This is a genomic window from Actinophytocola sp., assembly GCF_036555685.1.
GTDB lineage: Bacteria > Actinomycetota > Actinomycetes > Mycobacteriales > Pseudonocardiaceae > Actinophytocola.
Genome location: NZ_DATBKY010000211.1, coordinates 1 through 24,919 on the forward strand (window position 1 = coordinate 1; position 24,919 = coordinate 24,919).

At 73.9% G+C, this 24,919-nt stretch carries 27 protein-coding genes; 11 read left to right on the forward strand and 16 right to left on the reverse strand.

The features are described 5' to 3' along the window. Positions 1 to 104: 104 nt before the first annotated feature. Positions 105 to 683 (forward strand): RNA polymerase sigma factor, encoded by a 579-nt coding sequence (locus tag VH969_RS19745; RefSeq protein WP_527249167.1) that lies wholly within the window; start codon positions 105 to 107, stop codon positions 681 to 683. A gap of 2 nt (positions 684 to 685) precedes the next feature. After that, entirely contained in the window at positions 686 to 1,399 is a 714-nt protein-coding gene (locus VH969_RS19750) for an anti-sigma factor (RefSeq protein WP_331976296.1), read from the forward strand. Positions 1,400 to 1,558: 159 nt separating this feature from the next. On the opposite strand, the gene VH969_RS19755 is transcribed toward VH969_RS19750, so the two are convergent. Further along, positions 1,559 to 2,479, reverse strand: a complete 921-nt coding sequence (locus tag VH969_RS19755; RefSeq protein ID WP_331976298.1) for an LLM class F420-dependent oxidoreductase — start codon at positions 2,477 to 2,479, stop codon at positions 1,559 to 1,561. 23 nt (positions 2,480 to 2,502) lie between these two features. Next, positions 2,503 to 2,913: an ATP-binding protein gene (locus tag VH969_RS19760; protein WP_331976300.1), complete on the reverse strand. Its 411-nt coding sequence runs from the start codon at positions 2,911 to 2,913 to the stop codon at positions 2,503 to 2,505. Between the two features lie 200 nt (positions 2,914 to 3,113). On the opposite strand from VH969_RS19760, the gene VH969_RS19765 reads away from it, so the two are divergent. Continuing rightward, entirely contained in the window at positions 3,114 to 3,374 is a 261-nt protein-coding gene (locus VH969_RS19765; RefSeq protein WP_331976302.1) for a hypothetical protein, read from the forward strand. Between the two features lie 11 nt (positions 3,375 to 3,385). Here the strand turns inward: VH969_RS19765 and VH969_RS19770 are convergent, their stop codons facing one another. Both VH969_RS19770 and VH969_RS19775 read right to left on the reverse strand, forming a co-directional pair. Beyond that, on the reverse strand, positions 3,386 to 4,633 hold the full coding sequence (locus VH969_RS19770) for an FAD-binding protein (protein ID WP_331976304.1): 1,248 nt from the start codon (positions 4,631 to 4,633) through the stop codon (positions 3,386 to 3,388). Positions 4,634 to 4,697: 64 nt separating this feature from the next. Further along, a complete protein-coding gene (locus tag VH969_RS19775; protein WP_331976306.1) occupies positions 4,698 to 5,474 on the reverse strand; it encodes a hypothetical protein in 777 nt (258 codons plus the stop codon). Positions 5,475 to 5,490: 16 nt separating this feature from the next. Here VH969_RS19775 and VH969_RS19780 point away from each other — a divergent pair, with 16 nt between their 5' ends. Further along, the gene (locus VH969_RS19780; protein ID WP_331976308.1) at positions 5,491 to 7,125 is read left to right on the forward strand and encodes a phytoene desaturase family protein; all 1,635 of its coding nucleotides are present in this window, start codon (positions 5,491 to 5,493) and stop codon (positions 7,123 to 7,125) included. A 12-nt stretch (positions 7,126 to 7,137) separates the two neighbouring features. On the opposite strand, the gene VH969_RS19785 is transcribed toward VH969_RS19780, so the two are convergent. The 3 genes from VH969_RS19785 to VH969_RS19795 all read right to left on the reverse strand — a co-directional run bounded on the left by VH969_RS19785 (position 7,138) and on the right by VH969_RS19795 (position 8,775). Continuing rightward, complete coding sequence (locus VH969_RS19785) at positions 7,138 to 7,578, reverse strand: SRPBCC family protein (RefSeq protein WP_331976310.1); 441 nt, start codon at positions 7,576 to 7,578, stop codon at positions 7,138 to 7,140. A 15-nt stretch (positions 7,579 to 7,593) separates the two neighbouring features. Beyond that, on the reverse strand, positions 7,594 to 8,373 hold the full coding sequence (gene yidC / locus VH969_RS19790) for a membrane protein insertase YidC (protein WP_331976312.1): 780 nt from the start codon (positions 8,371 to 8,373) through the stop codon (positions 7,594 to 7,596). Positions 8,374 to 8,457: 84 nt separating this feature from the next. Continuing rightward, entirely contained in the window at positions 8,458 to 8,775 is a 318-nt protein-coding gene (locus tag VH969_RS19795) for a DUF6412 domain-containing protein (RefSeq protein ID WP_331976314.1), read from the reverse strand. 83 nt (positions 8,776 to 8,858) lie between these two features. On the opposite strand from VH969_RS19795, the gene VH969_RS19800 reads away from it, so the two are divergent. Together VH969_RS19800 and VH969_RS19805 are read left to right on the forward strand one after the other, a co-directional pair. After that, positions 8,859 to 9,395 (forward strand): GNAT family N-acetyltransferase, encoded by a 537-nt coding sequence (locus tag VH969_RS19800; RefSeq protein WP_331976316.1) that lies wholly within the window; start codon positions 8,859 to 8,861, stop codon positions 9,393 to 9,395. A gap of 10 nt (positions 9,396 to 9,405) precedes the next feature. Then, positions 9,406 to 10,527: a glycosyltransferase gene (locus tag VH969_RS19805; protein ID WP_331976318.1), complete on the forward strand. Its 1,122-nt coding sequence runs from the start codon at positions 9,406 to 9,408 to the stop codon at positions 10,525 to 10,527. Here the strand turns inward: VH969_RS19805 and VH969_RS19810 are convergent. From VH969_RS19810 to VH969_RS19820, 3 genes are all read right to left on the reverse strand, one after another. Further along, on the reverse strand, positions 10,508 to 13,111 hold the full coding sequence (locus VH969_RS19810; RefSeq protein ID WP_331976320.1) for an ATP-binding protein: 2,604 nt from the start codon (positions 13,109 to 13,111) through the stop codon (positions 10,508 to 10,510). The genes VH969_RS19805 and VH969_RS19810 overlap by 20 nt on opposite strands. Before the next feature lie 278 nt (positions 13,112 to 13,389). Beyond that, a complete protein-coding gene (locus VH969_RS19815; protein ID WP_331976322.1) occupies positions 13,390 to 14,148 on the reverse strand; it encodes a class I SAM-dependent methyltransferase in 759 nt (252 codons plus the stop codon). Position 14,149: 1 nt separating this feature from the next. Further along, the gene (locus VH969_RS19820) at positions 14,150 to 14,791 is read right to left on the reverse strand and encodes a hypothetical protein (protein WP_331976324.1); all 642 of its coding nucleotides are present in this window, start codon (positions 14,789 to 14,791) and stop codon (positions 14,150 to 14,152) included. A 78-nt stretch (positions 14,792 to 14,869) separates the two neighbouring features. On the opposite strand from VH969_RS19820, the gene VH969_RS19825 reads away from it, so the two are divergent. Further along, complete coding sequence (locus VH969_RS19825) at positions 14,870 to 15,151, forward strand: hypothetical protein (RefSeq protein ID WP_331976326.1); 282 nt, start codon at positions 14,870 to 14,872, stop codon at positions 15,149 to 15,151. Between the two features lie 118 nt (positions 15,152 to 15,269). Here VH969_RS19825 and VH969_RS19830 read toward each other — a convergent pair whose 3' ends face one another. Continuing rightward, positions 15,270 to 15,674, reverse strand: a complete 405-nt coding sequence (locus VH969_RS19830) for a histone-like nucleoid-structuring protein Lsr2 (RefSeq protein WP_331976328.1) — start codon at positions 15,672 to 15,674, stop codon at positions 15,270 to 15,272. Positions 15,675 to 15,854: 180 nt separating this feature from the next. Here VH969_RS19830 and VH969_RS19835 point away from each other — a divergent pair, with 180 nt between their 5' ends. Beyond that, on the forward strand, positions 15,855 to 16,823 hold the full coding sequence (locus VH969_RS19835) for a zinc-binding alcohol dehydrogenase family protein (RefSeq protein ID WP_331976348.1): 969 nt from the start codon (positions 15,855 to 15,857) through the stop codon (positions 16,821 to 16,823). 6 nt (positions 16,824 to 16,829) lie between these two features. Here the strand turns inward: VH969_RS19835 and VH969_RS19840 are convergent, their stop codons facing one another. Both VH969_RS19840 and VH969_RS19845 read right to left on the reverse strand, forming a co-directional pair. Continuing rightward, entirely contained in the window at positions 16,830 to 17,366 is a 537-nt protein-coding gene (locus tag VH969_RS19840) for a GNAT family N-acetyltransferase (RefSeq protein ID WP_331976330.1), read from the reverse strand. 12 nt (positions 17,367 to 17,378) lie between these two features. Beyond that, on the reverse strand, positions 17,379 to 18,146 hold the full coding sequence (locus VH969_RS19845) for an enoyl-CoA hydratase/isomerase family protein (RefSeq protein ID WP_331976332.1): 768 nt from the start codon (positions 18,144 to 18,146) through the stop codon (positions 17,379 to 17,381). Between the two features lie 56 nt (positions 18,147 to 18,202). On the opposite strand from VH969_RS19845, the gene VH969_RS19850 reads away from it, so the two are divergent. Then, on the forward strand, positions 18,203 to 18,694 hold the full coding sequence (locus VH969_RS19850; protein ID WP_331976334.1) for a phosphatase domain-containing protein: 492 nt from the start codon (positions 18,203 to 18,205) through the stop codon (positions 18,692 to 18,694). Here VH969_RS19850 and VH969_RS19855 read toward each other — a convergent pair. After that, complete coding sequence (locus tag VH969_RS19855; protein WP_331976336.1) at positions 18,577 to 18,936, reverse strand: hypothetical protein; 360 nt, start codon at positions 18,934 to 18,936, stop codon at positions 18,577 to 18,579. The two genes, VH969_RS19850 and VH969_RS19855, sit on opposite strands and share 118 nt — an antisense overlap. 51 nt (positions 18,937 to 18,987) lie before the next feature. Between VH969_RS19855 and VH969_RS19860 the strand changes: the two genes are divergently transcribed. Next, on the forward strand, positions 18,988 to 19,509 hold the full coding sequence (locus VH969_RS19860; protein ID WP_331976338.1) for a mycothiol transferase: 522 nt from the start codon (positions 18,988 to 18,990) through the stop codon (positions 19,507 to 19,509). Positions 19,510 to 19,674: 165 nt separating this feature from the next. Next, positions 19,675 to 20,790 (forward strand): ScyD/ScyE family protein, encoded by a 1,116-nt coding sequence (locus tag VH969_RS19865; protein WP_331976340.1) that lies wholly within the window; start codon positions 19,675 to 19,677, stop codon positions 20,788 to 20,790. 272 nt (positions 20,791 to 21,062) lie between these two features. Here VH969_RS19865 and VH969_RS19870 read toward each other — a convergent pair whose 3' ends face one another. Next, positions 21,063 to 22,211, reverse strand: a complete 1,149-nt coding sequence (locus tag VH969_RS19870; protein ID WP_331976342.1) for an FAD-dependent monooxygenase — start codon at positions 22,209 to 22,211, stop codon at positions 21,063 to 21,065. Between the two features lie 67 nt (positions 22,212 to 22,278). Further along, on the reverse strand, positions 22,279 to 24,919 hold a 2,641-nt coding region (locus VH969_RS19875; RefSeq protein ID WP_331976344.1), incomplete at its 5' end, for an ATP-binding protein.

The window sequence follows — 24,919 nt, forward strand, 5'->3', positions numbered from 1 at the left end:
CACATACGGAGCCGCACTAGTCACGGTTCAATCACAGCCAACTCGTGGGTGTGATGTACGTCACTTTTGACGAACTTGACCGAGTGGGTTCAAGATGTGACCCCATGAGCCGGCGTACGAGCCCCAGACGGGGCGCCGCTGGCGCGGGAAGCGTCTTGGACAGATCCGGGGAAGGTTTCTTGGACAAGGACGAGGCGCTGGTCAGGATGATCCACCGTGACTTCGGTGGGCCACTGTTCGGTCACGTTCTGCGATTGACGGGTAACGACCGGCAGTGGGCCGAAGACGTGGTTCAGGAGACCCTGGTCCGTGCTTGGCGGAATGCAGATCGACTCGACCGCGAGCCAGGAATGTTGCGCGCGTGGCTGTACACCGTCGCGCGCCGCATCGTGATCGACGGTCGGCGGAGCCTGAGCGCGCGTCCACGTGAGGTGGACGTCGCGCCGCTGGCGCTCGTGCCGGTTCCGGACCGGTCCGAGCAGGCGCTTTCGGCGATGGTCGTCGCCGATGCGTTGCGGGGCCTGCGGGCCGAACATCGGGAGGCGCTGGAGGAGACATATCTTCGAGACCGGACCGTAAACGAGGCGGCGAACGTCCTCGGGGTCCCACCAGGTACCGTAAAGTCAAGGGTGTTCTACGCACTCCGCGCCCTGCGACGTGCGTTGCGGGACGGGGAGGGATGACGATGCCCACACCCGACCACATCGATGTCGGAGCCTACGTGCTCGGCATTCTCGATCCGCCGGAGCAGGCGGCGTTTGCCGAGCACTTCGCCAACTGCGCGCGCTGCCGCGCGGAGTACCGCGAGCTCGCCGACCTGCCACGGCTGCTCGACCAGATCAAGCCGGAGATCGAGCCGGCGCCGAGCATTCAGGCGCTCGACGGCGCGCTCGCCGAGATCGCCGCCACCCGCCGGGGCCGGCGGCGCAACCTGTGGCTCGCCGCGGCGGCCGCCGGCGTTCTCGTGGTCAGCCTGCCCATCGCGGTTTGGCAGTCCGCAGGGGACGGTGGGGGGATTTCCCCGCAGGCCGGCAACAATCCGCCCGGAGTGTCCACAGAGCACAAGCCGAGTACGACGCAGTCCACCGCGGTGGCCGGCGCGCGCACGTTCACCGGGACCGACCGCGCCACGGGTGCGACCGCGATCCTCGACGTGGACGGCGATTCGCATTCGACCACTGTGGACCTTCGGCTCTTCGCCGTGCCCGGGCCCGCGAAGGGTGAGCTGATCGCCGTCACCCGCCTCGGGCATCGCGAACTCGTGACCCCATGGGAGATGGGCGTCGACGTGCCGAGCGCGAAGGAGCGCGGCACGGTCGACATCCCGGTCCTCGAGATCGTCGGGTTCGAGCTCCGGCAGTCGGACGGCCCGGTCAAGATCGACATCTCGACAGGCTGACCGGGCACGCAAACCCGACCCACCGGACCCCGGTGGGTCGTGTTGGCGTGCCCGGGGCAGTCCGCCTTCCCGGAATTTCATGCGGTTGTCGCGTTCCGGCGGAGCGGTTCCCGTTGATCGTTTCCAGGCTTTCCAGGCTTTCCGGGCGTTGCAGGTGTTTCAGGCCAGCTGCGGACGCAACGCCGACGCGATCAGCTCCAGGTGGTCGAGGTCGTCGAGGTCCATGATCTGCAGGTAGGCGCGGGTGGAGCCGGCCTCGGCGTACCGGCGCAGCGTGTCCGCGACCTCCGCCGGGGTGCCCGCCGCGCTCGTCTCCTTCAGCTCGCCTACCTCCCGGCCGATCGCCGCCGCGCGGCGCGCCACCTCCCCGTCGTCCTTGCCCACGACGGTCGTGATCGCGTTCGAGTAGCGCATGCTCTCGGCGGTCCGGCCGTGCTCCTCGACCGCCGCCCGGACCCGGCCGATCTGCGTGGCCGTGTCGGCCGCGGACCGGAACGGGACGTTGAACTCGCTCGCGTGCTTCGCGGCCAGCTCGGGGGTCTTCTTCGGACCCATGCCGCCCATGATCACCGGCAGCGGCGACTGCGCCGGCTTGGGCAGCGCGGGGGAGTCCTGCAGCGTGTAGTGCTTGCCGGCATAGGAGAACCGCGAACCGGACGGGGTCGCCCACAGGCCGGTGACGATGTCCAGCTGCTCGGCGAGCCGGGCGTGCCGGTCGGCGGGGAAGGGGATGCCGTACGCGGTGTGCTCGGCCGCGAACCAGCCCGCGCCGAATCCGAACTCCACGCGGCCGCCGGACATCTGGTCGACCTGCGCGACCTGGATCGCGAGCGGGCCGGGGTGACGGAACGTCGCCGCGGTCACCATCGTGCCGAGCCGGATGGTCGTGGTCTCGCGCGCCAGCCCGCCCAGCGTCACCCACGAGTCGGTCGGCCCGGGCAGGCCGTCGCCGCCCATCGCCAGGTAGTGGTCGGAGCGGAAGAAACCGCTGAAGCCCAGCTCCTCGGCCGCCTTCGCGATCCGCAGCTGCGTGTCGTAGGACGCCCCCTGCTGGGGCTCGATCATGATGCGCAGATCCATGCCGCCAGCTCACCACACGACGGTCAGCGCGGACCCCCGGGCCAGCACATCCGCACCGTCGTGCCGTACTCGCCCCGCACGACCTGGGTGTCCGTGGACAGCCTGCGGATCAGCTCGAGCCCGCGACCGCTGTCCGGCGTGTCGGCGCCGGACCAGCTGCCGTGGTCGGCCACGGTCACCACGACGGTGTCGTCCTCCAGCCGCGCGTGCAGCTCGAGCGGCCCGACCGTGCCGTACGGGTAGGCGTGGGTCACCGTGTTGGCCATGGCCTCGTAGGAGGCGAGCCCGATGTCGTGGATGGTCTCGGCGGGGACGCCCTCGCTGCGTGCCCACTGGATGAGCTGCCGCCGCAGGCGTGTGGCGAGCTGCGGCGACGCCGGGCCGTGGTGGTGCAGGGTGGCTGCCGCCCCGCCGCGGTGCCTACCCGAGTTCATGGTTGCTGCCTTCCGCCTCACCGGTCGCTCTTCCTAGCGCTGGGGTACCCGATCAGACGCCGAGCATTCGTCACACCGTCGTCCCTCGAATCCGACTCGAGCCAACCGTGGCTGACCTGCGCGGATGACGCGTCCATGATTTTCTGAAAAAGTTGCGCGGAGTGTGTATACAGTCACTCCTGCGTGGGTATCCCATTGTCATGGCCGATCTAGACAAGACCCCTTCGGACGTGACCGGGCCGTCGCGCGGTTCACTCGTCACGTTCTTGCTCCAGGACCAGGACGGGGAGCGGTTCCGTATCGGCGAGGTCGTGGGTCCGCTCGAGTCCGACCCGGTCACCGGTGACGTCTGGGTCGGCGTGCGCACCTCGCACCGCGCCTTGCACCAGGCCGTCCACCTCGTGGCGACGACCTCCATCGTGCACGTGACCCCGCCCAGCGCCCGCCGCGGCGCCGCCTGAGCCACACCGGCTCAGCCGAGCACGCGCGCGGTGAACGCGTTGCCGAACCTGCCCTGCGGGTCGGCCGCGCGGCGCAGCGCGGCGAACTCCGCCCACTGCGGATACAACGGCGCGAGCTCCCGCGCGGTGGCGGCGAAGCACTTCCCCCAGTGCGGTCGCGCGCCCAGCGGACGCAGCGCCGCCTCCAGCTCCGGCAGCAGCCCGCCCACCCCGGCCGGGTCGAGCCGCCAGGTGAAGTGCAGCGCGACGGCGTCGTGCCCGTAGGCACCGGACAGCCACAGCTCGTCGGCCGCCACCGAGCGGATCTCCGAGATCTGCAGCAGCGGCGCGATCCGCTCGCGCGCGGCCCGCAGCAACCCGATCGCCTCGACCGCGCGCTCGCGCGGCACGAGGTACTCGCTCTGCAGCTCCTCGCCGGCGCTCGGCTTGTGTCCGAGCCGGAAGTGCGGCAGCCGGTCCAGCCATGGCCCGGGGACGCCGAGCTGCGCGGTGGTCGCCGCCGCCGACTCGTCCTCGATCATGTGCACCTGTTCGGTCGCCGGTGCCGCGCCGAACAGGTCCGCGGGCGGCGTGGTGCCGGCCGACTTGATCCACACCTGTCCGACGTGCTCCCCGGTCCAGTCGGTGAACAGGCTGACGCTGTACCCGCTCGCCAGCACGGCCTCGAGGTCGGCGAGCACCGGAGTCCACGGCACCCGCGGGTACACGTCCTGGCGCACCGCGAACTCCGGCCGCACGTCGAGCGTCACGCGGGTTACCACGCCCAGCGTGCCGAGGGCGACCACGCTGCCGGCGAACTCCGGGTCGCCGCGGCGGATCCGGCGTAGCTCGCCGTCCGAGCCGACGAGCTCGAGCGCGGCCACCGCGGTCGAGAGGCTGCCGTTGCGGTCGCCGGATCCGTGGGTGCCGGTGGCGATCGCGCCCGCCACCGAGATGTGCGGCAGCGACGCCAGGTTCGGCAGCGCCAGGCCGTGCTCACGCAGCGCCTCGGCGAGCACGCCGTAGCGGGTGCCGGCCGAGACCGTCACGGTGTCGGTGTCGGTGCCGGTGTCGCCGGCTCCCGCGAGCTCGAGGTCGGGCGGCAGCGCCTCGAGCGACACCAGCACGCCACCGGTGTCGGCGATGTCGTTGAACGAGTGCCGCGAGCCCAGCGCCCGCACCTTCGGGTTCGCCACGACGACCTCCTGGACCTCCGCGACGCTCGCCGGCGTCACGACGCGGCCCGTGTAGGTCAGGTTGCCCGCCCAGTTCCGTTCCATATGGACCGATCCTTCCCTGCAGGTAGCACTTCGCGAAGCAGCCGCGAGACTGACACAGCGGGTGTCATACGTCGCGCCAGGTCTCCGCGACCGCGGTCACGACCACCGCCCGCGCCTTCGGATCGACCCGCGGCCCGGGTGCCAGCTCCAGGTGCAGGAACGCCGAGCCGCGCGCGGCCGCCGCGGCGCTCTGCACGTTCGTCGCCCCGTCGAGCAACCCGGTCCACTCCGGACGGACACGGAAACCGCGCGCCACCAACGCATCCCGCAACGCGACGTGCGCGCCGCAGACCGTCGCGGCACCGGCGGCCACGACCGCGTCGTATCCGGGCAGCGTCGCCGCCGCGTACCCGTGCGGCTGCAGCTCGGCCGGTGCGTGCTCGGCCAGCACGCCCGCGAACGCGTGGAACATCGAGTCCGTGCGGTGCGCGACGTCGGCGGCGCCGCCACCCGCGCGCCGGTGCGTGCCGGCGAGCAGCAGCGCCGAGCCGGGCATCGCGCGGAACAGCTGGTAGCCCAGCCATGCGGTGAGCCGGTCCGCGATCGGATGCGGCACCGCGATCACCCGCCGCGGTGGCCCGGAGGTGTCCAGCACCACCGTCCCCCACGCGCGCTCGGTCCCCGACTCGCCGGCGACGAGCGTGTACGGCCGCCCGTCGGCGATCGCGGACACGCCGAACCCGAGTCCGGGCAGCTCCGGCGCGCGCTCCCCGCGCAGCAGCGCCCGCAACCCCGCGGTGCCCGCGTCGCGCTCGGCCGGCGACGGCGGCCGGTACGGATCGGCCGGGCTCATGGCGGTGAGACGCGCGAAGAGCCACGTACCGAGTCCGTCGAGCGCCACGTGCCCATAATGCGGCATGCGACGTCGACAGCACGGGTATCCGGCGGCCGTGACCAGCGAGAGCGGCGGGGCCGTGGACGCCGTGGTGATCGGCGCCGGGCAGAACGGGCTGGTCGCGGCCAACCTCCTCGCCGACAAGGGCTGGCGGGTGCTCGTGCTGGAGGCGACCGGCGCGCCCGGTGGTGCCGTCCGCACGGCCGAGCTCACCGTGCCCGGCTTTCGCAACGACCTGTGCAGCGCGTTCCACCCGCTGGCCGTCGCGTCACCCGTCATCGACGGGCTCGGGCTGGCGGGCTACGGCTTGCGCTGGCGGCACGCTCCGGCGGTGCTCGCGCACGCCTTCCCCGACGGCCGGCACGCGAGCATCTCCCGCGACGTCGACCTGACCGCGAAGTCCCTGGCCACGTTCGCCCCCGCGGACGCGGACGCGTGGCGCGCGGAGTTCGCCTTCTGGCAACGGGTTCGCGACGACCTGCTCGACGCCGTGCTGCGACCGTTCCCGCCCGTGCGCGCCGGCGCCGGGCTGCTGCGCGAGCTCGGCACGGCCGAGCTCCTGCGGTTCGTGCGGACCGCGACACTGCCGGCCCGCGTGCTCGGCCACGAGCGGTTCGCCGGTGACGGCGCGCGGGCGCTGCTCGCCGGCAGCGGGCTGCACACCGACCTCGGCCCGGACCAGGCCGGCAGCGGCCTGTTCGGCTGGCTGCTCACGATGCTCGGCCAGGACGTCGGGTTCCCGGCACCCGAGGGCGGGGCCGGCGCCCTGACCGACGCGCTCGTCCGCCGCCTCGCCGACCGGGGTGGCGAGGTCCACTGTGGCCGGCCGGTGCGCGAGGTGCTCGTGGCCGGCGGAGTGGCGCTCGGCGTGCGGGACGCCGCGGGGGAGGCGGTGCGCGCGCGGCGGGCGGTCCTCGCGGACGTGCCCGCCCCCGTGCTCTACCGCGACCTCGTCCCCGAGACCTGCCTGCCCGCCCGGCTGCTCGCCGACCTCGACCGCTTTCACTGGGACGACGCCACGGTGAAGGTCGACTGGGCGCTGTCCGGCCCGATCCCGTGGGCGGCCGCGGAGGTCGGACAGGCCGGCACCGTCCACCTCGGCGCGGACGTCGACGGGATGGCCGGCTTCGCCGCCGACCTCGCCTGCGGCCGCCTGCCACGCGCGCCGTACCTGCTGCTCGGCCAGATGACGACCACGGACCCGACGCGCTCGCCGGCGGGAACCGAGGCGGTGTGGGCGTACACGCACGTGCCGCGCGGCGAGCAGTGGCCCGAGACCCGGCTGCGGCGGCGCGCGGAGCGGATCGAGCAGGTGATCGAGGACGTGGCCCCCGGGTTCCGCGACCGGATCCTCGGCCGGGCGATCTCCGGCCCGGCCGACCTCGCCGGGCACGACCCGAGCCTGGTCGAGGGCGCGATCAACGCCGGCACGTCGGCGATCCACCAGCAGCTCGTGTTCCGGCCGGTGCCGGGGCTCGGGCGCGCGGACACCCCGGTCGACCGGTTGTACCTCGCGGGTGCGTCGGCCCACCCCGGCGGTGGCGTGCACGGCGCGGGCGGCGCCAACGCGGCCCGCGCGGCGCTCGCCCGAAACGGCCGGCTGGGCGCGGGTTACGGCGGGCTGATCCGGTCGCTGCACCGGGCGATCTACCGCTGATCTGCCGCACGGCTACCGCGTGCGGCCCCCCGCGAGGTGCCCGAGCCGGGCCAGCGACTCCAGGTTGCGCGGGATCAGCAGCAGCGCCTGCGCCGCCCGCGGCAGCAGCCGTGCGGGACCGGTCTCCACGAGCTCCGCCATCCGGACGGTCGTGTGGTGCGGTCCGCTCGGCGCCAGCTCGAACCGCACGCGTGCCGACCCGATCGGCGACAGCCGCGCGTCGAGCTCCAGCAGCAGCGGCCCCTCGACGGCGGTCACCTCGGTGACGTCGTCGAGCACGAACGGCCACACGCCGACGCTGTGGTGGATCCGCGTGCCGACCGCGGGCCAGCCCTCGTCCACCTTCCGCACGTGGGTCGCGCCCACCACCCAGCCGGCGTACGACCAGCCGTCCGCCAGCACGTCGAAGACGGCGGCCGGGGGCGCGGGCAGGACTGCGGACACCGAGATCACCCGACCAGTGTGGGCTCACCGGGCCGCCTCGCGCTCTACGAGGCCGGTGAGCACGTGCTGCTGGCCGAACGTCCACACGTTGGTCGCGAGGAAGTAGAGCAGCACCGCGAGCGGCACCGGGAAGAACGCGCCGGACACGAGCACGCCGACCGGCGCGAGGTAGGCCAGGACCCGGGTCAAGCCCGCGAACTGGGCGCTGGCCGGCGGGTTGCGGCGCAGTGACGCACGCATCGTGAGGAACGTGGCGAGCCCCGCGACGAGCATCAGCGGCACGCCGACCGCGAGCATGTGTGCGTGGTCGGTGCCGAACCGCGCGAGCTCGGCGGCCGGCTGGCTGATCCAGTTGCCGAGCTTCGCGCCGAACACGTCGGCGTCGCGGAACGACTCGACACCGGCCCGGTCGAACACGTGGTTCGACGCGGCGCCGGGGGTGAAGTCGCGCAGCACCCAGTAGAGGCTCAGGAAGACCGGGATCTGCAGCAACGCCGGCAGGCAGCCGCCGAGCGGGCTGGCCCCGTGCTCCGCGTACAGCTTCCGCATCTCCTGGGTGAGCCGCTGCCGGTCGCCGGCGTACTTCTCGCGCAGCTTCGCCAACTGCGGCGCGAGCTCGCGGGCGCGCCGCGCGGCACGCAGCTGGCCGAGCGCGGGCCGCAGCAGCAGTGCGCGGACGGTGAACACGAGGAACACGACCGCGAGCGCCCAGGCGAGCCCGCTGGCCGGCCCGAGCGGGCCGGCGAAGACCGTGTGCCAGAACCAGAGGATTGCCGAGACGGGGTAGAGCAGGAAGTCGAACATGCAGCACTCCGCTATGTCTGAAGGGAAATGACATCCGGAAACGGCTGCATGCCGCGATGCCGGCCGCGGCGGGGCCGGGGTGGATCACGCAGCCGTGCTGCGTGCTCCTGGTGCTCGGGGCCGGGTGCGGCCCGGTGCGTCGGGATCGCGCAGGCGCAGGAAGGCGGCCTGCCACGAGTGTTCGCGCAGGCGGACCGTGCGGATCAGCACGGGTGCCGCGGTGGGTACCAGCTGGACGAGCACCACGGCGGCGACGGTCAGCCCGGCCGCGACGGCGAGCCCGGCGGTCAGCGCGCCCGGCGGGCCGAGCGAGCCCGCGCCGGGCAGCAGGACGAAGAGCGCGGGGAGCAGCACGGCCAGCGCGAAACGCAGGCGCACCGCCGGCTCACTCCTCGTCACCACGCTTCGACTGTACCGCGACCGGGGAGCAGATCTAGGCAGTCGCTACCGATTCGCGGCGGGGCGGGTTCGCCTAGAAACGTGGCATGACGACCGTGTCCGTGGTGGTGCGCGCCATGCGCCCGGCCGAGCATGAGGCGGTCCGGGACCTGGTGCGGGCGGCGTTCGCGCCGTACGCGGACGTCTTCTGGCCGGAGCTGTTCGCCGAGTTCCTCGCCGACCTGCTCGACCTGGACGCCGGCGGGACCTCGACCACGCTCGTGGCCGTCGAGAGCACCGCCGGCGAGCGGGTCGTGGGCACGATGCGGCTCTACGCCGCGGGCGGCGCCGACGCGGTGCGCCTGCCCGCGACGTGGGCCTGGGTGCTGGCGCCCGCCGTGGCGCCGGACCGGCTGCGGCACGGAATCGCGACCGCCCTGTTCGCGGAGTGCGAGCGGCTGGCGGTGGCCGGCGGCGCGACCGCGCTCTGCCTGCACGCCACGACGTTCATGACCGCCGCCCACCGGCTGGCCCGGCGGCTGGGCTTCGGCCGGGTGCCGGCGTGGGACTTCGACGGCGGCGTCCACTTCGGACTACCCGCGCACGATCTGCGGATCGTCGCGTACGGCAAGGAGATCGCCTGAGGAGGGCGCCATGAGGATCATGTTCACCACCGTCCCGGTGCTCGGCCACCTGCTGCCGATGGCGCCGCTCGCGGCCGCCGCCCGCCGGGCTGGTCACGACGTGCTCGTGGTGTCCGGGGTGGACGTCGAGCTGGAGTGCAAGCGCCTGGGCCTGCCGTTCACGCAGGCCGGTCCGAGCGTCGCGGTTAGCACGGCGGCGCACCGGCCCGACGACCGCGCGGACGCCACGCCCGAGCAGCGGATCGCCGCGGACATCGCGAACCTGTTCGGCCCGGCCGCGCAGCGCCGGGCCGAGGAGCTGCTGCCGCTCGCGATGCACTGGCGCCCGGACGTCGTCGTGCACGACCCGTCCGAGCTGGCGGGCGCGATCGCCGCGGCGTGCACCGGCGCCCGGCACGTCGTGCACGGGCTCGGCATGTGGTCGGCGCAGGTGTGGCCGATGCTCGAGCCCGCGTACGCACGCCTCGCGGACCGGTGGCGGGTCCGCCCGTCGGCGTTCCTCGACGCGCTCTACGTCGACCCGTTCCCGCGCGCGTTGCAGCCCGGCGGCCCGGCGGACTTCCGCCACGTGCAACCGCTGCGGCCGGTCGCGCCACCGGCCGCCCCGGCGCTGCTCGACCTGCCACGCGACCCGGTCTACCTGACGCTGGGCACGATCTTCAACGACGCCGCGGACGTGTTCGGCGCGGTGCTCGACGGCCTCATCGCGTTGCCGCACAACGTGCTCGTCACGGCCGGCCCAGGCGCCGACCCGGCGCGGCTGGGCAACTGGCCGCCGCGCGTGCGGATCACCGACTTCGTGCCACAGGAGCAGCTGCTGCCGCACTGCCGGCTGGTGATCTCCCACGGCGGTGCGGGCACGGTCACCGGCGCGCTTCGCCACGGGTTGCCGCAGCTGGTGCTGCCCCGCGGCGCGGACAACTTCCACAACGCGGCCGCCGTGCACGCCGCGGGCGCCGGCCTGTGGCTGCCGCCGGACGAGGTGGCGCCCGATGCGGTCGCCGGCGCGGTGGCCCGCCTGCTCGACGAGCCGACGTTCGCCGAGGCCGCCGGCCGGGTCGCCGCGGAGATCGCCGGGATGCCCGCCCCGGACGAGGTCCTCGACCGGATCCTCAGCGGGTCGCTCCGCTGAGGACCGGACGCGGCTGCCTCGCGTGGGCGGCCGCGTCGCGGCGGGACGGCACGCCCAGCTTCGTCAGGATCGCCGAGACGTGGTGGTCCACCGTGCGCACCGACAGCACCAGCTTCTCCGCGATCTCCGCGTTCGTCAGGCCCTCCGCGATCAGCTCCAGCACGTCGGCCTGCCGCGACGTCAGGCCCGCCGGGTGGCTGCGCGTCGCGATGGCCGGACCGCGCGGCACGGTACGCAGGCCCAGGTCCTTGAGCCGCCGCCGGACGATCGCCGCCGTCGCGGTGGCGCCCAGGTCGTCGAGGATCCGCAACGCGGCGAGGGTCGGCTCGGTCTCGCCCGAGTCGGCCAGCTCCAGCGCCTGCTCGTAGGGATCGCCCAGCCGCGCCCAGCCCTCCGCGGCCGCCCGCCAGTCGCCGCGCAGGCCCGCCGCCCACGGCTCCGGGCACCCCGCGAACGGCTCCGCCGGCAGGCCCGCCCGCGCGCAGTACCGCAGGATCTCCGCCCACATCGGCGCCGCGCCGGGACGGTCGGCGTGGCGGCGCCACACGTCGCGCACCGACCGCGCGACCGCGGGCTCGTCGTTGAGCCACGCCCACTCCGCGAGCGCCGCACCCGGGTAACCGAGCCCGATCAGCGAGCCCTGCCGCTGCCCGTGCGCCCACGACTCGCGCAGCACCTCCCCGGCTTCCGGGGAGCCGCGGCGCGCGTGCAACCGCGCGAACGGCGGCTGGTCGTACACGGTCAGCATGCCGGCGTCAGCCGCCCGGTCGGCCAGCTCGGCGAGCCCCGCCTCGGCGGCCTGCCAGTCGCCGCGCCGCATCAGCAGCAGGCAGCGGTGCACGTCGAGGTTGTAGGCGTGCGACCAGAAGCCGCGGTCCCGGGTGAACGCCAGCCCCTCCGCGACGCACTCGGCCAGCTCGTCCAGCATCCCGAACCGGAAGAGCAGCTCGCCGAGGTTGGTGTACCCGCGCGCGGCGTGCTCGTGGTGGCCGTGGCGCAACGCGAGCTCCAGGCTCTCCCGCATGAGCTCCACCCGCTCGGCGTCGCTCAGCCCGGGTAGCGCCGTGCTCTGGTAGTTCAGCCCCAGCTCGACGAGATCGACCCGCTGCGCGGCGCGCGCCAGCGCGCCCGCCCGGCGCAGCGTCGGTGCGGCCGCCGGGTCGCCGGTCAGGGCGAGCAGCGCGCCGTGGTAGGTCACCGCGTGCGCCATCGGCCCCGTCGCACCGGTCTGCTCGAGCACCTCGACCGCCCGCCGGGCGGTCCCCGCGGCCCGGGCGGTGTCGCCGGCCATGTAGTAGTGCCGGGACAGGCGCACCTGCGCCTGCCCGAGCGGCACCGCGTCACCGGTCGCGGCGTACAGCTCGACCGCGCGCTCGCCCTCGGCGACCGCCTCGGCGAAGCGGTTCGCGTTGTACAGCTCCCACGCGTGGTCGTCGGCCAGCCGGGCGCGCTCGGCCTCGGTAAGCCGGTCCTCGTGGCGGACCGCGGCGGTGAAATGCGCCAGCGCCTCGCGGTGCGAGCCCGCGGCCGACGCCTCCCGGCCGGCGTGCGGGGCGAACGTGGCGACCGCGTCCGAGTCGCCCGCCCACAGCGCGTGGTGCACGAGCCGCGCGGGGTCGTGCCGGGCCGGCCGCAGCAGCGCCGCGAGCACCGCGCGGTGCAGTGCCCGCCGGCGCAGCGCCGGCAGCCGGGCCTCGACCGCGCGGCGCGCGAGCTCGTGGCGGAACGCCAGCCCGTCCGGCCGTTCCTCGAGGATGCCGTGCCGCTCTGCCTCGCCCAGCGTGTCGACCGACGCCCCGAGCAGCCGCTCCACGAGGTCGTACTCGGCGACCCGGGGGACGACCGCGAGCTGCTCGACGGCGTCGCGGCAGCGTTCGCCGAGCCGCGCGGTGCGCGCGAGCACCGCGTCGGACACCGTCGCCGGGATCTCGGCGCCGCTCGCCGCGCCGCCCGCGGCCAGCACCTCGGTGACGTAGAACGGGTTGCCGCCGGTCAGCACGTGCAGCTCGGCCCCGTCCCAGCCGGACTCCGCGGCGAGGTCCGCGACGGCCGCGGCCGACAGGGGCGCCAGCGGCAGCCGGATCGGGCCGACCCCGGCCAGCGTGCCGAGCCAGCGGTGCAGGTGCGGCGAACCGTCCCGGAAGGTCAGCAGCAGCACGGCCGGCAGCGTCGCGATCCGCCGGGCGAGGTGGCCGAGCACGTCGAGCGTCGCGTCGTCGGCCCAGTGCAGGTCCTCGACCACCAGCACGGTCGGCGTGGCGAGCTCTTCGCGGGCGGCGCCGAACACCTCGTCCGCCTGCCCGCCGTCAAGTGCGGTCGCGAGTGGCCCGCGCGTGCCGGCCGTCGCGTCGCGCAGCGGGCCGAACGCACGCTGCGTCAGCAGGTCGTCGCAGGCTCCGACGAGTACCCGGGTCCGCCCGGCCGCCGCCCGGAACGCCCGCACCACGCTCGTCTTGCCGATCCCCGCCTCGCCGGTCAGCAGCACCACCGCGCCGCCCCGGCCGGCGTGCGCGTTCCGCACCGCCGCCGCCAGCGCCGCGAGCACCGGACCGCGCTCCAGCGGTTGGCTACCCGCCACCCGCATGCTCGATCTCCCATGTCGACATCGCACGGATATCGCCGGTGCGGCCGCCGTCGTGACGGCTCGAAAGCCGGCCACCGCAACGCGTGATTCCCTGGTCACCGAGGTTTTCATCGCCGGCGATCGGGGCAATCCGTGCGCACGATTCCCGAGGGACCGTGCGGGAGCCCGCGGGGAGCGTGGACACCGGTGTGCGCTGGGTCGTGGAGTGTGCGACCCGTGCGATGTGCACGGGTGACAGCGGAGGCCGGCGAACGCCGGCCTCCGTCTTTATGCCGGACTCACATCGCCCGGGCGACCACGACCGGCTGGTAGTAGCCCGACTCGTCCGGCATGAGCCAGCGGACCTCGCCGAACCCGCCGGCGTGCAGGGCCGCCGTCAGCTCGTCGCGGCGAAGCGCGCGGTAGGTCGTCGAGCGGACCGCCGCGGTCCAGCCGTCGCCGCCGGGGCGCAGGAGGAAGATGCTGATCTCCACGGTCCGGCGGTCGTCCGCCCACTCCCAGGCCTGCCCGACGATCCGCCGGCCGGCGCCCGCCCCGTGCATGACGGGCGGGACGCCCGTGGTGCCGTCCCGCAGTATCGCGTCGTAGTCGCGGATGCTCGCGAAGAACGGGCCGCCGGGCTCGAGGCAGCCGCGTACCGAGCGCACCGCGGCGGCGACGTCGGCGTCGGTCAGCAGGTGCGGCAGTGAGTTGTCGAAAGAGATGACCGCGTCGGCCCGCCGCGCCGGCAGTGCGCGGACGTCGGCCACGGCCAGGTCCACGCGGAGCCCGCGCTCGCGGGCCTCGGCCCGGGCGCGCGCGACCGCGGCCTCGCTCACGTCGGAGCCGGTCACCCGGAACCCGGCCGCGGCAAGGGGAAGCGCCTGGGTGCCGATGCCGCACGTGCAGTCGTGGACGGCGGCCGGCGGGCTGATCCCGAAGCGGCGCAGGAGCTCGGTGAGCACGCCGCCCTGCCAGGTCGCGCTGGCCCACCAGTCGCGGAACATCAGGTGGTAGTCGGCGGCGAGGTCGTCGTAGAACTCGTTCGCGCCGGGCACGCTACTTCCCGATCTGGCCGTACATGTGGGGGAGGAGGACCGCGACGCCCGCGATGTCGTCGAGCAGGGCGTCGGTCTGCTGGCCGGCGGCGACCGGCTCGGCGTCGGCGGACACGTAGGTGGCGCCGACCACGCGGGACCGGTGGTGGCGGCCGGTGAGGTGGACGTTGGGGATGCCGGCGGTCGAGCCGGGTAAGGGGTTGATCTGGCCGGTGCCGGGCTCGTCGTCGATGCGGCGTAGCTGGTTCGCCTTCGCGGGTTTGTCGAAGTCGACCCACGCCACCGCGACCGCGATCGTGCCGCCGCGCGCGTCGCGGATGGTGAACAGCAGCCGGTCCATCCCGCGGCACGGGTGCGCCAGCAGGAACTGGCGCACCTGGCCGGTCGAGAACGCGGCGCAGTTGACGTTGTGTCGCTGCCCCCGGGGCCCCGCGGTCATGCCGAGCTGCTGGGCCATCGCGTTGATGTCGCCGCGGCGGGCGGCCTGCTGGCTCGCGGCGAGGCGCGCGGCGTAGGTGTTCGTGGCAGCCTGCTGGCTCGTGCCCGGGTCCGGCGCGGAGCCGCTGTCCTCGCTCGACGAGGCCATGGCGAGGGCGAGCGCGCCGGCCAGGAGAATCGTCCCGGCGCCCTTTCCCTTGGCCATGGACCCCTCCCGTGTGTTCGCCTCTTTCTAACGGGTCGCGGCCCCGGGAAGCGACGGACGTGCCGGTAAAGCCTCCGAATGGCCGATCAGGGAATTGCCAACCAACCGGCGAGTAACAACCGCGTCGGGTTCTGCGACGTACCGCTCGTGGAGGCGGTGGAGGGGGCGTTTGCCCAGCTCATGGCGCTGTTCGCGGCCTGGCGGGCGGAAATCGACGCGGAGCCGTTCGCCTACTCGGACGAGGAGCTCCTGCGCGCGTGGACGCCGCGGCGTGATATCGATCCGGCCCCCGTGCCGAAGCCGTCATTCCCCGTCGACGGACCGGACGCGCCCGGTCCGTCGAGTCCATACTGGACCTAGCCGCATTTTCGGCACGCGCGGGAGCGGCCCGGAGTATTTCCGGCCGCCACCCCTTGTCACCGGCCGACCGCCATGCGTGGCGTCCGGCCCGCCATTTCCGATAGTGATCGGGTGAATTTCAACTCTTCTTGGCGCGAGAGCGTCGCCTGGTCCCACCGTTGCCCGTCGAGCGCGCCTTCTCCTCGGCCTGCGCCTGCCGGTACGACTCGGCGACATGGGACGGAATGCGGCCGCGCGCGGCGAGCTCGATGCCGTTCGCTTGCGCCCATTCCCGAATGGCGCCCGCGTCGTTGTTGGCCGCGCCGCCGCCCTGCCCGGGCCGCGTGCCGCGACGTACCCGGCCGCCGGTGCGGCGCGCGGCGGCGACGTAGTCCGCGAGAAGGTTGCGCAACTGATCTGCGTTGCTTTCGGAGAGATCGATCTCATATGTCACGCCGTCCAGCCCGAACTGGACGGTGGTGACGTCGTCCGACGCCTCGCCGTCCAGGTCGTCAATGAGCTGGACAAGGACCTTCTGTGCCATGGTTTGCTCCTGGATGAGCTAGTGATGCATGCAGACCTGGTGGTTTGTTAGGCCCGCACCGTATCCCACCGGTGCCATCCGTGTCATGAGGTGATCGGCAAGCTCTTTGGGTCGATTAACGGAATGTCGGGTCCGAACAAAACAAAAGGTCCGGGTAGCGTCGCCGCCATGCCGTCCATGATGCGCGCGGTGGTGCTGATCGGGCCCGGGCCGGTCGAGAACCTCGAACTGCGGGAGATCCCGATTCCCGAACCCGGGCCCGGCTGGGTGCGCATTCGCATCGGGGCGTTCGGTCTCAACCGTTCCGAGTTGCACACCCGGCTCGGGTTGGCCGAGGGCGTCACCTTTCCGCGCGTTCCCGGAATCGAATGCGCGGGCACGATCGACCTCGACCCGTCCGGCGAGCTGCCCGCCGGGCAGCAGGTCGCCGCGATGATGGGCGGCATGGGCCGCACGTTCGACGGCGGCTATGCCGAGTACACGGTCGTGCCGCGCGCGCTGGTGATTCCCTTCCGTTCCGGGCTGGCGTGGGAGGTACTCGGCGCGGTGCCGGAGACGCTGCAGACCGCGTACGGCTCGCTCACGGTCGGCCTCGACCTGCGGGCCGGGCAGACCGTGCTGATCCGCGGCGGCACCTCCTCGGTCGGGCTCGCCGCCGCGGCGCTGGCGAAGGACATGGGCGCCACCGTGCTGGCCACCACGCGCGGCGCCGAGCGGATCGCGGCCCTCAAGGCCCACGGCGTCGACCACCCGATCCTCGACAATGGCCGGATCGCGGACGAGGTGCGCGAGCTCGTGCCGGGCGGTGTCGACGGCGCGATCGAGCTGGTCGGCACGCCGACGCTGCCCGACACGCTGGCCGCGACTCGGGTGCACGGCACGGTCTGCTTCACCGGCATGCTGTCGAACGAGTGGATCGTGCGGGACTTCTACCCGATCTCGTACCTGCCGAACGGCGTGCGCCTCACCGGATACGGCGGCGAGAGCGCGGACCTGCCGGCCGAGGTGCTGCAGCGCTACCTGGACGGCATCGCGGCGGGCCGGGTCGACCTCGGCGCGCCCCGGGTGTACCGGCTCGACGGCATCCGCGACGCGCACGCCGAGATGGAGCACAACCGCGCGGTGGGCAAGCTCGTCGTGCTCCCTTAGGTCCACTCAGGACTTGAGGGTGAGCCGGTAGGCCAGCCCGATCATGTGGCCGCCGACCCGGTAGTACTCCGCGATGTCGATGTCCTGCTCGGGCGCGCGCGTGTAGCCGAGCCGTTCGTACAGCCGGATCGCGTCGGGCATGAAGTCGATCGTGTGCAGGCAGAGCGTGGTGGCACCGTCCTCGCTCGCGCGGCGCCGGCAGTCGGCCATCAGCTCGCGCGCGATCCCGGTCCCGCGCAGGTCCGGGCGCACGGCGACGGCGCGGACCCACGCCCACCCGGCGGGCAGGTACGGCACGGCGCCCGGCGCGTAGAGCCGTGCCGTGCCGGCGATCCGCCTGGCCGACTCGGCGACCAGCAGCGTCATGCGGCCGTCGCGGTGGTCGTCGCGGTGGTCGTCGCTGCCCGCGAGGTCGGTGACGCCGGCGAGATAGTGGTCGAACAACGCGCGCACGCCGACCGCGGGGGCGTACTGGGCGTAGGCGGTGGTGAGCAGCTCGCGGATCTCGGCGTGCTCACCGGGCGCGGCCTCGCGGACGGTCATGCCGCCGTTGTATCAGGCGAACCCCGTTGCCTGCGCGCGGTTTTGCCGGTGGTGCAGCGACTCGAGGTACGACCGCAGCCGCTCGTGGGTCGCGGGCGCACGCCACAGCTCGAGCACGCGCGGGTCGTCGATCGGCTGGTTGGCGTCGATGCGTGCGCGCGTCGGGCGGCGGAGCTGGTTCTTGCTCAGCGCGTACACCTCGGTGGGCGCCTCGGCCAGGTGCCGCGCGCGGTCGACGGCGGTGGCCATGAGCTCCCCGGGTGCGACGACCTCGTCGACCAGGCCGATGGCCCGGGCCGCCTCGGGCGCCAGCCGGCGGCCGGTGAGCACGAGCCCGTCCGCCGCGGAGCCGGCCGCGTGCCGCAGCACCTCCAGCGGCACGGTCGGGAACGGCACGCCGGCTGCCAGCTCGGTGACGCCGATCGTGCCGGCCGACATCAGCCGCAGGTCGCAGGCGGCGGCGAGCACGCACCCGCCGGCGAGTGCGTGCCCGTTGATCGCGGCGACGACCGGTCTCGAGTGGTCGAACAGCGCGAGCACGGCGGTGCTGAGCGCGGTCAGGAGGTCGGCCACGTACTCGGGCCCGTCCTCGACGATGCGGATGAGATCCACCCCGGCGGACAGGCAGCGGCCGGTGCCGGTGAGGACCACACCGGCCGCGTCGGCGACGTCGGCCAGCACGCGGGGCAGGTCGGACAGGATCTCCACGTCCAGCGCGTTCACCGGCGCCCGGTTGAGGCGCAGGACGGCGATGCCGGACTCGTCGGTCGTCTCGATCACAGCGGCATTGTCCCGGGCGGTGGGCAGGGCGGCGTGGCCCGGGCCATGATCGGCGTATGACCGAACCACTGCCGGGCGCCGTCCGCCTGCCGGACGGGACGTGGGTGCGCGGCCGCGGGCTCCGCACTCCCGCCCCGGCCGGGCCGGCGCCCGACTTCGGGCTCTACCTGGGCAGCCGCCGGCTCTGGCTGCGGCACCGGGTCGCACTCGGCTGGCCGCAACGGTGGATCGAATGGCCGGACTTCGGCCTGCCGGCCGACCGCGAGCTCGCCGTCGGGCACATCCGGGCCCTGCACGAGCGTGCCCGTGCGGGAGAGCGGGTCGAGGTCGCGTGCGGTGGCGGGGTCGGGCGGACGGGCACGGTAGTCGCGTGCCTCGCGGTGCTCGCCGGCGTGCCGCCGGTCGAGGCGGTCGGCTGGGCGCGGGCGAACTACCACGCGAAGGCCGTCGAGACGCCGTGGCAGCGGGCGTGGGTCAGTCGCTTTCCGCGTGAGTTGACCCGCAGCACCCGCTCGGAGCCGGCCATCCACGACGCGAACGCCAGGTAGCCGGACTCGAAGGCCACGAGGTCGCCGTCCCACCGGCCGCGACCGCGGTGCCGCGCGACGCGCAGCAGCAGCGCGCCCGCGGCCAGGTTGAGCGCGGCCCAGACGGCGTTGACGCCCGGCCCGGAGTCCTTGCCGGCCAGCGGCGTGAGGTGGCGCCGGCCGGTGATCGCGGTGGCCAGGTGCGGCGCGCTGTTGGCCGCGAGCACCCCGGCGACGAACGACTGCACGCGCGACGATCTCATGTCGCGACGCTACGCCACCCGCTGTCGGTGCCCGGGCGTAGCGTCGGGCGCGTGACTAGTGCAGACCTGCTCACCGATGCCTTCGACCGGATTCGCGACGTGGTGCACCAAGCCGTCCGCGACCTCTCGCCCGAGGAGCTCGCGTACCGCGTCGACCCCCATGCCAACTCGATCGCCTGGCTCGTGTGGCACCTGACCCGCATCCAGGACGATCACGTCGCCGACGTCGCCGGCACCGAACAGGCGTGGACCGCCGCGGGCTGGGCCGACCGGTTCGCCCTGCCGTTCCCGCCGGGCGACACGGGCTACGGGCACAGCGCCGACGACGTGGCCGGCGTGACCGCCGACGCCGACCTGCTTCTCGGTTACCACGACGCCACCCACGAGCGGACCGTCGCCTACGTCGGCAAGCTCACCGACGAGGATCTGCCGCGGGTCGTCGACAGGCGCTGGAACCCGCCGGTGACGCTGGGGGTGCGGTTGGTGAGCGTGGTGTCCGACGACCTGCAGCACGCGGGGCAGGCGGCGTTCCTGCGGGGCGTCGTCGATCGACGCTCGGTCTCCGGACAGTGACCACGCGCCGCAATGTGGAAGTTCGCCAATTGGTGGTGGATGTGGCAAAGAAATGAATCAGTGATCTATCCGTAACGCCGCCCGGGTTCTTGTCGAATCACTCTTCGGACTCCTTGGCGGGGGAGGCCCGCTTGACATGGGGACAATCCGAAGAGAGGTATGCCTATGCGTGCCACCAGGACTCGCTTGACCGCGGCGCTCGTCGCCGTCGGCACGGTGGGTTCGATTCTGCTCGCTCCCGGGACTGCCGCCGCGCATTCCGGAATGACGACAGTCGCGAGTGGACTTGACAATCCACGCGGTCTGACCTTCGGGCCGGACGGGTCGCTCTACGTGGCAGAGGCTGGGCGCGGGGGCGCCGGTCCGTGCTTCGAGGGGCCGGAGGGCGGCACGGTGTGCTTCGGCACTTCCGGTGCTGTCACCAAGATCAGCCACGGCAGGAAGTGGCGGGTCCTGAGCGGGCTCGGGTCCATCGGGGACGAAGGCACCGGGACCAACTCGATCGGCCCGTCGGACGTGTCGTTCCGCGGCCACGACCTGTACTTCACCGTCGGGCTCGGGGCGAACCCGGCGTTGCGGGCAGGCCTGCCGGCCGTGGGCCAGCAGACCAACGGCTGGTTGCTGCGCGCGGCGAAGCACGGGCCGCGGCAGGTCGCCGACATCGCCGGCTTCGAGGCCACGGTCAACCCGGACGGCGGGTTGCCGGACAGCAACCCGCAGTCGGTGCTCGCGACCCGCAACGGCGAGGTCGTGGCGGATGCCGGTGGCAACTCGCTGCTGAACGTGTCGTCGAAGGGCAGGATCTCGGTCCTCGCGACGTTCCCGGACAAGCTGGTGGACGCGCCGCCGGAGCTGGGCTTGCCGCCGGGGACGAAGATTCCGATGCAGGCCGTGCCGACTTCCGTCGTGCGTGGCCCGGACGGGGCGTACTACGTCGGGCAGCTCACCGGGTTCCCGTTCCCGGTCGGTGCGGCCAGCGTGTTCCGCGTGGTGCCGGGCAAGGCTCCGACGGTCGTCGCGACCGGGTTCACCAACATCATCGACCTGGCGTTCGGCCCGGACCGCAAGCTGTACGTGCTCGAGATCGCACGCAACGGCCTGCTCTCCGGTGACCCGACCGGTGCGCTGATCCGGGTGGGCCACCACGGTTCGCAGCAGATCGTGGCGAGCGCGGGCCTCAACACCCCGGGCGGGCTGGCGATCCGGGGCGGGTCGGCGTACGTGTCCAACTGCGGCACCTGTGCCGGCACCGGCTCCGTCGTCCGGATCCCGCTGCACTGACGAGGACCCCGGGTACCGGGAGGACCACCGAGGAGGGAGCGACGCGCCCGGCCACCGTGCACGGTGGCCGGGCGCTGTCCTATGTGGAGAGTTGAGTGGCCGCGTCGAACGGTCGTTTCGCGGCGCCACGGCTTGCGACCAAGGCGCCGGCGGCGAGGGACCGGCCGAGCGGATCGTCGTGTCGCGCACCGCGCAGATCCGGCAGGTGGCCCGGATGCTCGCGCGGTAGCCAGGCGTCGAGCGGACCGGGGAGGGTTCCGGTCGGCTCGGCCTCAGCGGTAGTCCTTGAGCTCGATGTCCGTGGCGAAGTCGTCGGTCATCTTCAGCATCATCCGCAGCAGGAACCTCGACTTGAACGTCCAGTTGCGCATGGCGAGCCGCAGCTTCGTCGGCGGCGCGAGGAACGGTCCCGCGCTCGCCTTCTTCGCGACCTTCGAGTACCGGCGCAGCTGATCCTCGTACGCGCGGAACGCGGCGGTGTGGTCGCCGCCGGCCGCACGCAGCTCGCCCGCCAGCACGTACGCGCCGACGAGCGCGAGGCCCGTGCCGAACCCGGCGAGGGTGTTGCCGTACGCGGCGTCGCCGAGCAGCACGATCCGCCCGGACGAGTAGCGGTCGATCGAGACCCGGGCGAGTGAGTCGAGGTACACGTCGTCGCCCTGCGGCACCCGCGCCATGATCTCGGGCAGCCGCCAGCCGCCGTCGCGGTAGGCCGCCAGCAGGAGCTTCTTCTGCTGCTCGGGGTCGTAGCGGTCATAGCTCATGGCCTCGGAGGCGAACACGAAGAACGCCGATGCCTTGGGCCCGCCGATCGCGACCATGCGGCCGAGCTCGTTGTACATCACCGCGTCCCGCACGCCCTCGAAGTTCCCGAGGTCGGCGAGTGCGTAGTAGTAGCCGAGGTGCTCGACGTAGCCCGCCTCCGGGCCGAACGCGAGGCGCCGGACGTTCGAGTGGATGCCGTCGGCGCCCACGACGAGGTCGAAGGTGCGCGGGGCGCCGCGCTCGAACGTGACGTGCACGCCGTTCGCGGTCTCGGTGAGCGAGGTGATCGAGTCGCCGAACACGTACTCGCAGCGGTCCCTGGTCTTCTCGTACAGCAGCATGGCCAGGTCGCCGCGGTAGATCTCGATCTCGCCGCCGGTGAACTCACCGGGGATGACGGTGACCGGCTCGCCGTCCGCGTCGACGACGGTCTGGTCGTGCCCGCCGGTCTGCAGGCGGCGCACGTCGTCGAGGATGCCCATCCGCTCGAGGACGGTGCGGTGGGTGGCACCCTTGAAGTCGACGGCCTGCCCGCCGGGGCGCAGGGTCGCGGCCCGCTCGACGACGGTGACGGTGGCGCCGTACTCGGCGAGCCAGTGGGCGAGCGACGGGCCGGCGATGCTGGCGCCGGAGATGAGGACTGTCAGGTTCTTCATGACCCGAACTGTCGCCGGACGCCTTGACAGTTCGCTTGCCGTCCGCTGACAGCCGCCCGCGGGGCTGTCAGAGCAGCGCGCGGGCCTGGTCCGGGGGCATGGCGGCGCCCCGCGCGTAGGTGTCGGCGAATGTCTCCGTCGCGGTCCGGGCCCTGGCGGCCGCGCGGGTGACGTCGGGGTCACCGGTGATCGCGGTGCCGCGCAGCGCGACGGCCGCGCCGAGGAGCTGTGCGGCCCGCCCGCCGTCCTCGACGCCTGCCAGGCCTTCGACGGCGCTCGCCAGGTACGCGGCGAGGGGCAGCCCGCGCGCGATGCGCACGGCCTCCACGTGATGTTCGCGGGCCTCGTCCGACCGCGCGGCCAGGCGGCCGCGGGCCGTGTGCACGGCGGCACGGGTCTGGTCGTCGAGGGGCTCGGCGCGGTCGAGCAGGGCCGCCGCGCCGACGTCGTTTCCGCTCAACCGTGCGATGTCCGCGAGTACGACGAGAACGGCCGGCGGATCCGGCAGGCCGGCCCGCGCGGCGAGGGACTCAGCCCGGCGCGCGTCCGCGGCGGCCGCGGGCAGGTCGCCCTGCCGCACGAGGCACCGCGCGCGCCGGCACAGCACGTCGACGCACTCGTCCAGGGCGCCGAACCGCTCGTAGTGCCCGAGCGCCTCGGCCCACAGCTCGTGCGCCCGCGCCCACTCGCCGCGCCACCCGGCGGCCTCGGCCAGCCACTCCAGGGCCTGCGCCGTGCCCCACCGCTCGCCGATCGTGCGGAACTGCGCCAGCACCTCGCCCAGCTCGCGCTCGCCGTCGCCCGGCCTTCCGTTGAGCAGCCACACGAGCGCGCGGCTCAGCCGGACCAGCGCGACGGTCCACGGGTCGGTGCCGAGCTGGGTGAGGTCGTCGCCGACCGGACCCCACGGGCCCGCGGCCATGCCCCAGAGCGCCGCGCCGAACGGGTGGCGCAGCTCGCGGTGACGGTCCAGCATGATCGTCCCGGCCCGCGCCCAGTGCTCGGGTGCCGCCCGCGGCATGGCGAACGCGACCGCGCTGACGTACTCCTCCTCGAGGCCGGCCGGCACGTCGTGCGCCAGCAGCGCGGCCGCCGCCTCGCCCGCCTGGCCGCGCCGGCCGGACAGCCACCAGTACGCGCCGAGCGCGGCGACGAGCCGCAACGCCGTCTCCGGCGCCTCGCGCACGGCCCAGCGCAGCGCGGCCATCAGGTTGTCGTGCTCGGCGCCGAGCGTCGCGAGCCACTCGAGCTGCTCCGGGCCGCGCAGGTGCGGGTCGGCCTGCTCGGCGAGCGCAAGGTGGTGTTCGGCGTGCCGGGCGCGGGTGGCGCGCTCCTCGCCGGACTCGGCGAGCCGCTGCGCGCAGAACAGCCGGATCACCTCGAGCATGCGGTACCGCGTGCCGTCGGTGTCCACAAGGGACCGGTCGACGAGGTCGGCGAGCACGTCGTCGGTCGTCTCGCACACCGCCTCGGCCGCAGTGAGCGGGGCGCCGCCGGCGAACACGGAGAACCGTTCCGCCGCGGACCGCTCCGCGTCGCCGAGCAGCTCCCAGCCCCACTCGACGACCGCGGTGAGCGTGCGGTGGCGCTCCGCGGCCGTGCGGTCGCCGCGGGACAGCAGCCGGAACGGGCCGTGCTCGGCGAGCCGGGCGGCGAGCTCGCCGGCGGTGAACTGGCGCAGCCGCGCGGCGGCGAGCTCGATGGCGAGCGGCAGCCCGTCGAGCGCGGCGCAGATCTCCTCGACGGTGGCGCGGTTGTCCGCCGTGACGGCGAACCCGGGCCGGACCGTGGCCGCCCGATCGGCGAAGAGCCGGACCGCGTCGTCGCCTTCGCCCAGCGGGGCGAGCGGCAGCAAGGCCTCGCCGGTGAGCCCGAGTGGCTCGCGGCTGGTGGCGACGATCGTGAGGCCGGGGCACTCGGCGAGCAGCGTGCGGGCGAGCGCGGCGGCGGCGTCGATCACGTGCTCGCAGTTGTCGAGGATGAGCGGCACCGGGTCCTGGGCGAGCGCGCCGGCGAGGCGGCGGGTGGGGTCGGTCACGGCGGGCTGGAGGCCGGCCTCGCGGAGCCCGAGCGCGGCGAGGACGGCGGCGGGGACGAGGGCGGGATCGCTGACGGGGGAGAGGTCGGCGAAGCAGGCACCCGGCGCGGCCGTCTCGATCGCGAGGCGCGTCTTGCCGGTGCCGCCCGGGCCGGTGATCGTGACCAGCCTGGCGTCGCGGAGCTCCGCGAGCCGTGCCCGTTCCGCCGCGCGGCCGACGAACGACGTGAGCTGCGCGGCGGGCGCGCGGCGGCGCGGTCCGGCCTGCGCCTGGAGGATCGCGAGGTGGACGGCGGCCAGCTCGGGCGACGGATCGGTGCCGAGCTCGTCGGCGAGCAGGCGGCGGAGGTCGTCGAACTCGGCGAGGGCCTCCGCCTGACGCCCCGCGGCGTGGAGGGCCCGCATGAGCTGGCCGCGGAGGCGTTCGCGCAGCGGGTGCTCGGCGGCGAGCCGTTTGAGCTCGGCGACCGAGGTGCCGTCGGGCAGGGCGAGCTCGGCCTCAACGAGGTCCTCGGTGGCGTCGAGCCGCAGCTCGATGAGCCGGGTGACGAGGGTGCCGGCGTGCGGCAGGTCGGGTAGTGGCTCGCCGCGCCAGAGGCCCAGCGCCTCGCGCAGCGTCTCGCGTGCGGCCGCGTGGTCGCCTGCCGCGAGCTGCCGTCGACCTTCGCCC

Coding starts and splice junctions, on each gene's coding strand:
- VH969_RS19745 (WP_527249167.1), top strand. CDS start 105: ATGAGCCGGCGTACGAGCCCCAGACGGGGCGCCGCTGGCGCGGGAAGC.
- VH969_RS19750 (WP_331976296.1), top strand. CDS start 686: ATGCCCACACCCGACCACATCGATGTCGGAGCCTACGTGCTCGGCATT.
- VH969_RS19755 (WP_331976298.1), bottom strand. CDS start 2,479: ATGGATCTGCGCATCATGATCGAGCCCCAGCAGGGGGCGTCCTACGAC.
- VH969_RS19760 (WP_331976300.1), bottom strand. CDS start 2,913: ATGAACTCGGGTAGGCACCGCGGCGGGGCGGCAGCCACCCTGCACCAC.
- VH969_RS19765 (WP_331976302.1), top strand. CDS start 3,114: ATGGCCGATCTAGACAAGACCCCTTCGGACGTGACCGGGCCGTCGCGC.
- VH969_RS19770 (WP_331976304.1), bottom strand. CDS start 4,633: ATGGAACGGAACTGGGCGGGCAACCTGACCTACACGGGCCGCGTCGTG.
- VH969_RS19780 (WP_331976308.1), top strand. CDS start 5,491: ATGCGACGTCGACAGCACGGGTATCCGGCGGCCGTGACCAGCGAGAGC.
- yidC (WP_331976312.1), bottom strand. CDS start 8,373: ATGTTCGACTTCCTGCTCTACCCCGTCTCGGCAATCCTCTGGTTCTGG.
- VH969_RS19800 (WP_331976316.1), top strand. CDS start 8,859: ATGACGACCGTGTCCGTGGTGGTGCGCGCCATGCGCCCGGCCGAGCAT.
- VH969_RS19805 (WP_331976318.1), top strand. CDS start 9,406: ATGAGGATCATGTTCACCACCGTCCCGGTGCTCGGCCACCTGCTGCCG.
- VH969_RS19810 (WP_331976320.1), bottom strand. CDS start 13,111: ATGCGGGTGGCGGGTAGCCAACCGCTGGAGCGCGGTCCGGTGCTCGCG.
- VH969_RS19820 (WP_331976324.1), bottom strand. CDS start 14,791: ATGGCCAAGGGAAAGGGCGCCGGGACGATTCTCCTGGCCGGCGCGCTC.
- VH969_RS19825 (WP_331976326.1), top strand. CDS start 14,870: ATGGCCGATCAGGGAATTGCCAACCAACCGGCGAGTAACAACCGCGTC.
- VH969_RS19830 (WP_331976328.1), bottom strand. CDS start 15,674: ATGGCACAGAAGGTCCTTGTCCAGCTCATTGACGACCTGGACGGCGAG.
- VH969_RS19835 (WP_331976348.1), top strand. CDS start 15,855: ATGCGCGCGGTGGTGCTGATCGGGCCCGGGCCGGTCGAGAACCTCGAA.
- VH969_RS19840 (WP_331976330.1), bottom strand. CDS start 17,366: ATGACCGTCCGCGAGGCCGCGCCCGGTGAGCACGCCGAGATCCGCGAG.
- VH969_RS19850 (WP_331976334.1), top strand. CDS start 18,203: ATGACCGAACCACTGCCGGGCGCCGTCCGCCTGCCGGACGGGACGTGG.
- VH969_RS19855 (WP_331976336.1), bottom strand. CDS start 18,936: ATGAGATCGTCGCGCGTGCAGTCGTTCGTCGCCGGGGTGCTCGCGGCC.
- VH969_RS19865 (WP_331976340.1), top strand. CDS start 19,675: ATGCGTGCCACCAGGACTCGCTTGACCGCGGCGCTCGTCGCCGTCGGC.
- VH969_RS19870 (WP_331976342.1), bottom strand. CDS start 22,211: ATGAAGAACCTGACAGTCCTCATCTCCGGCGCCAGCATCGCCGGCCCG.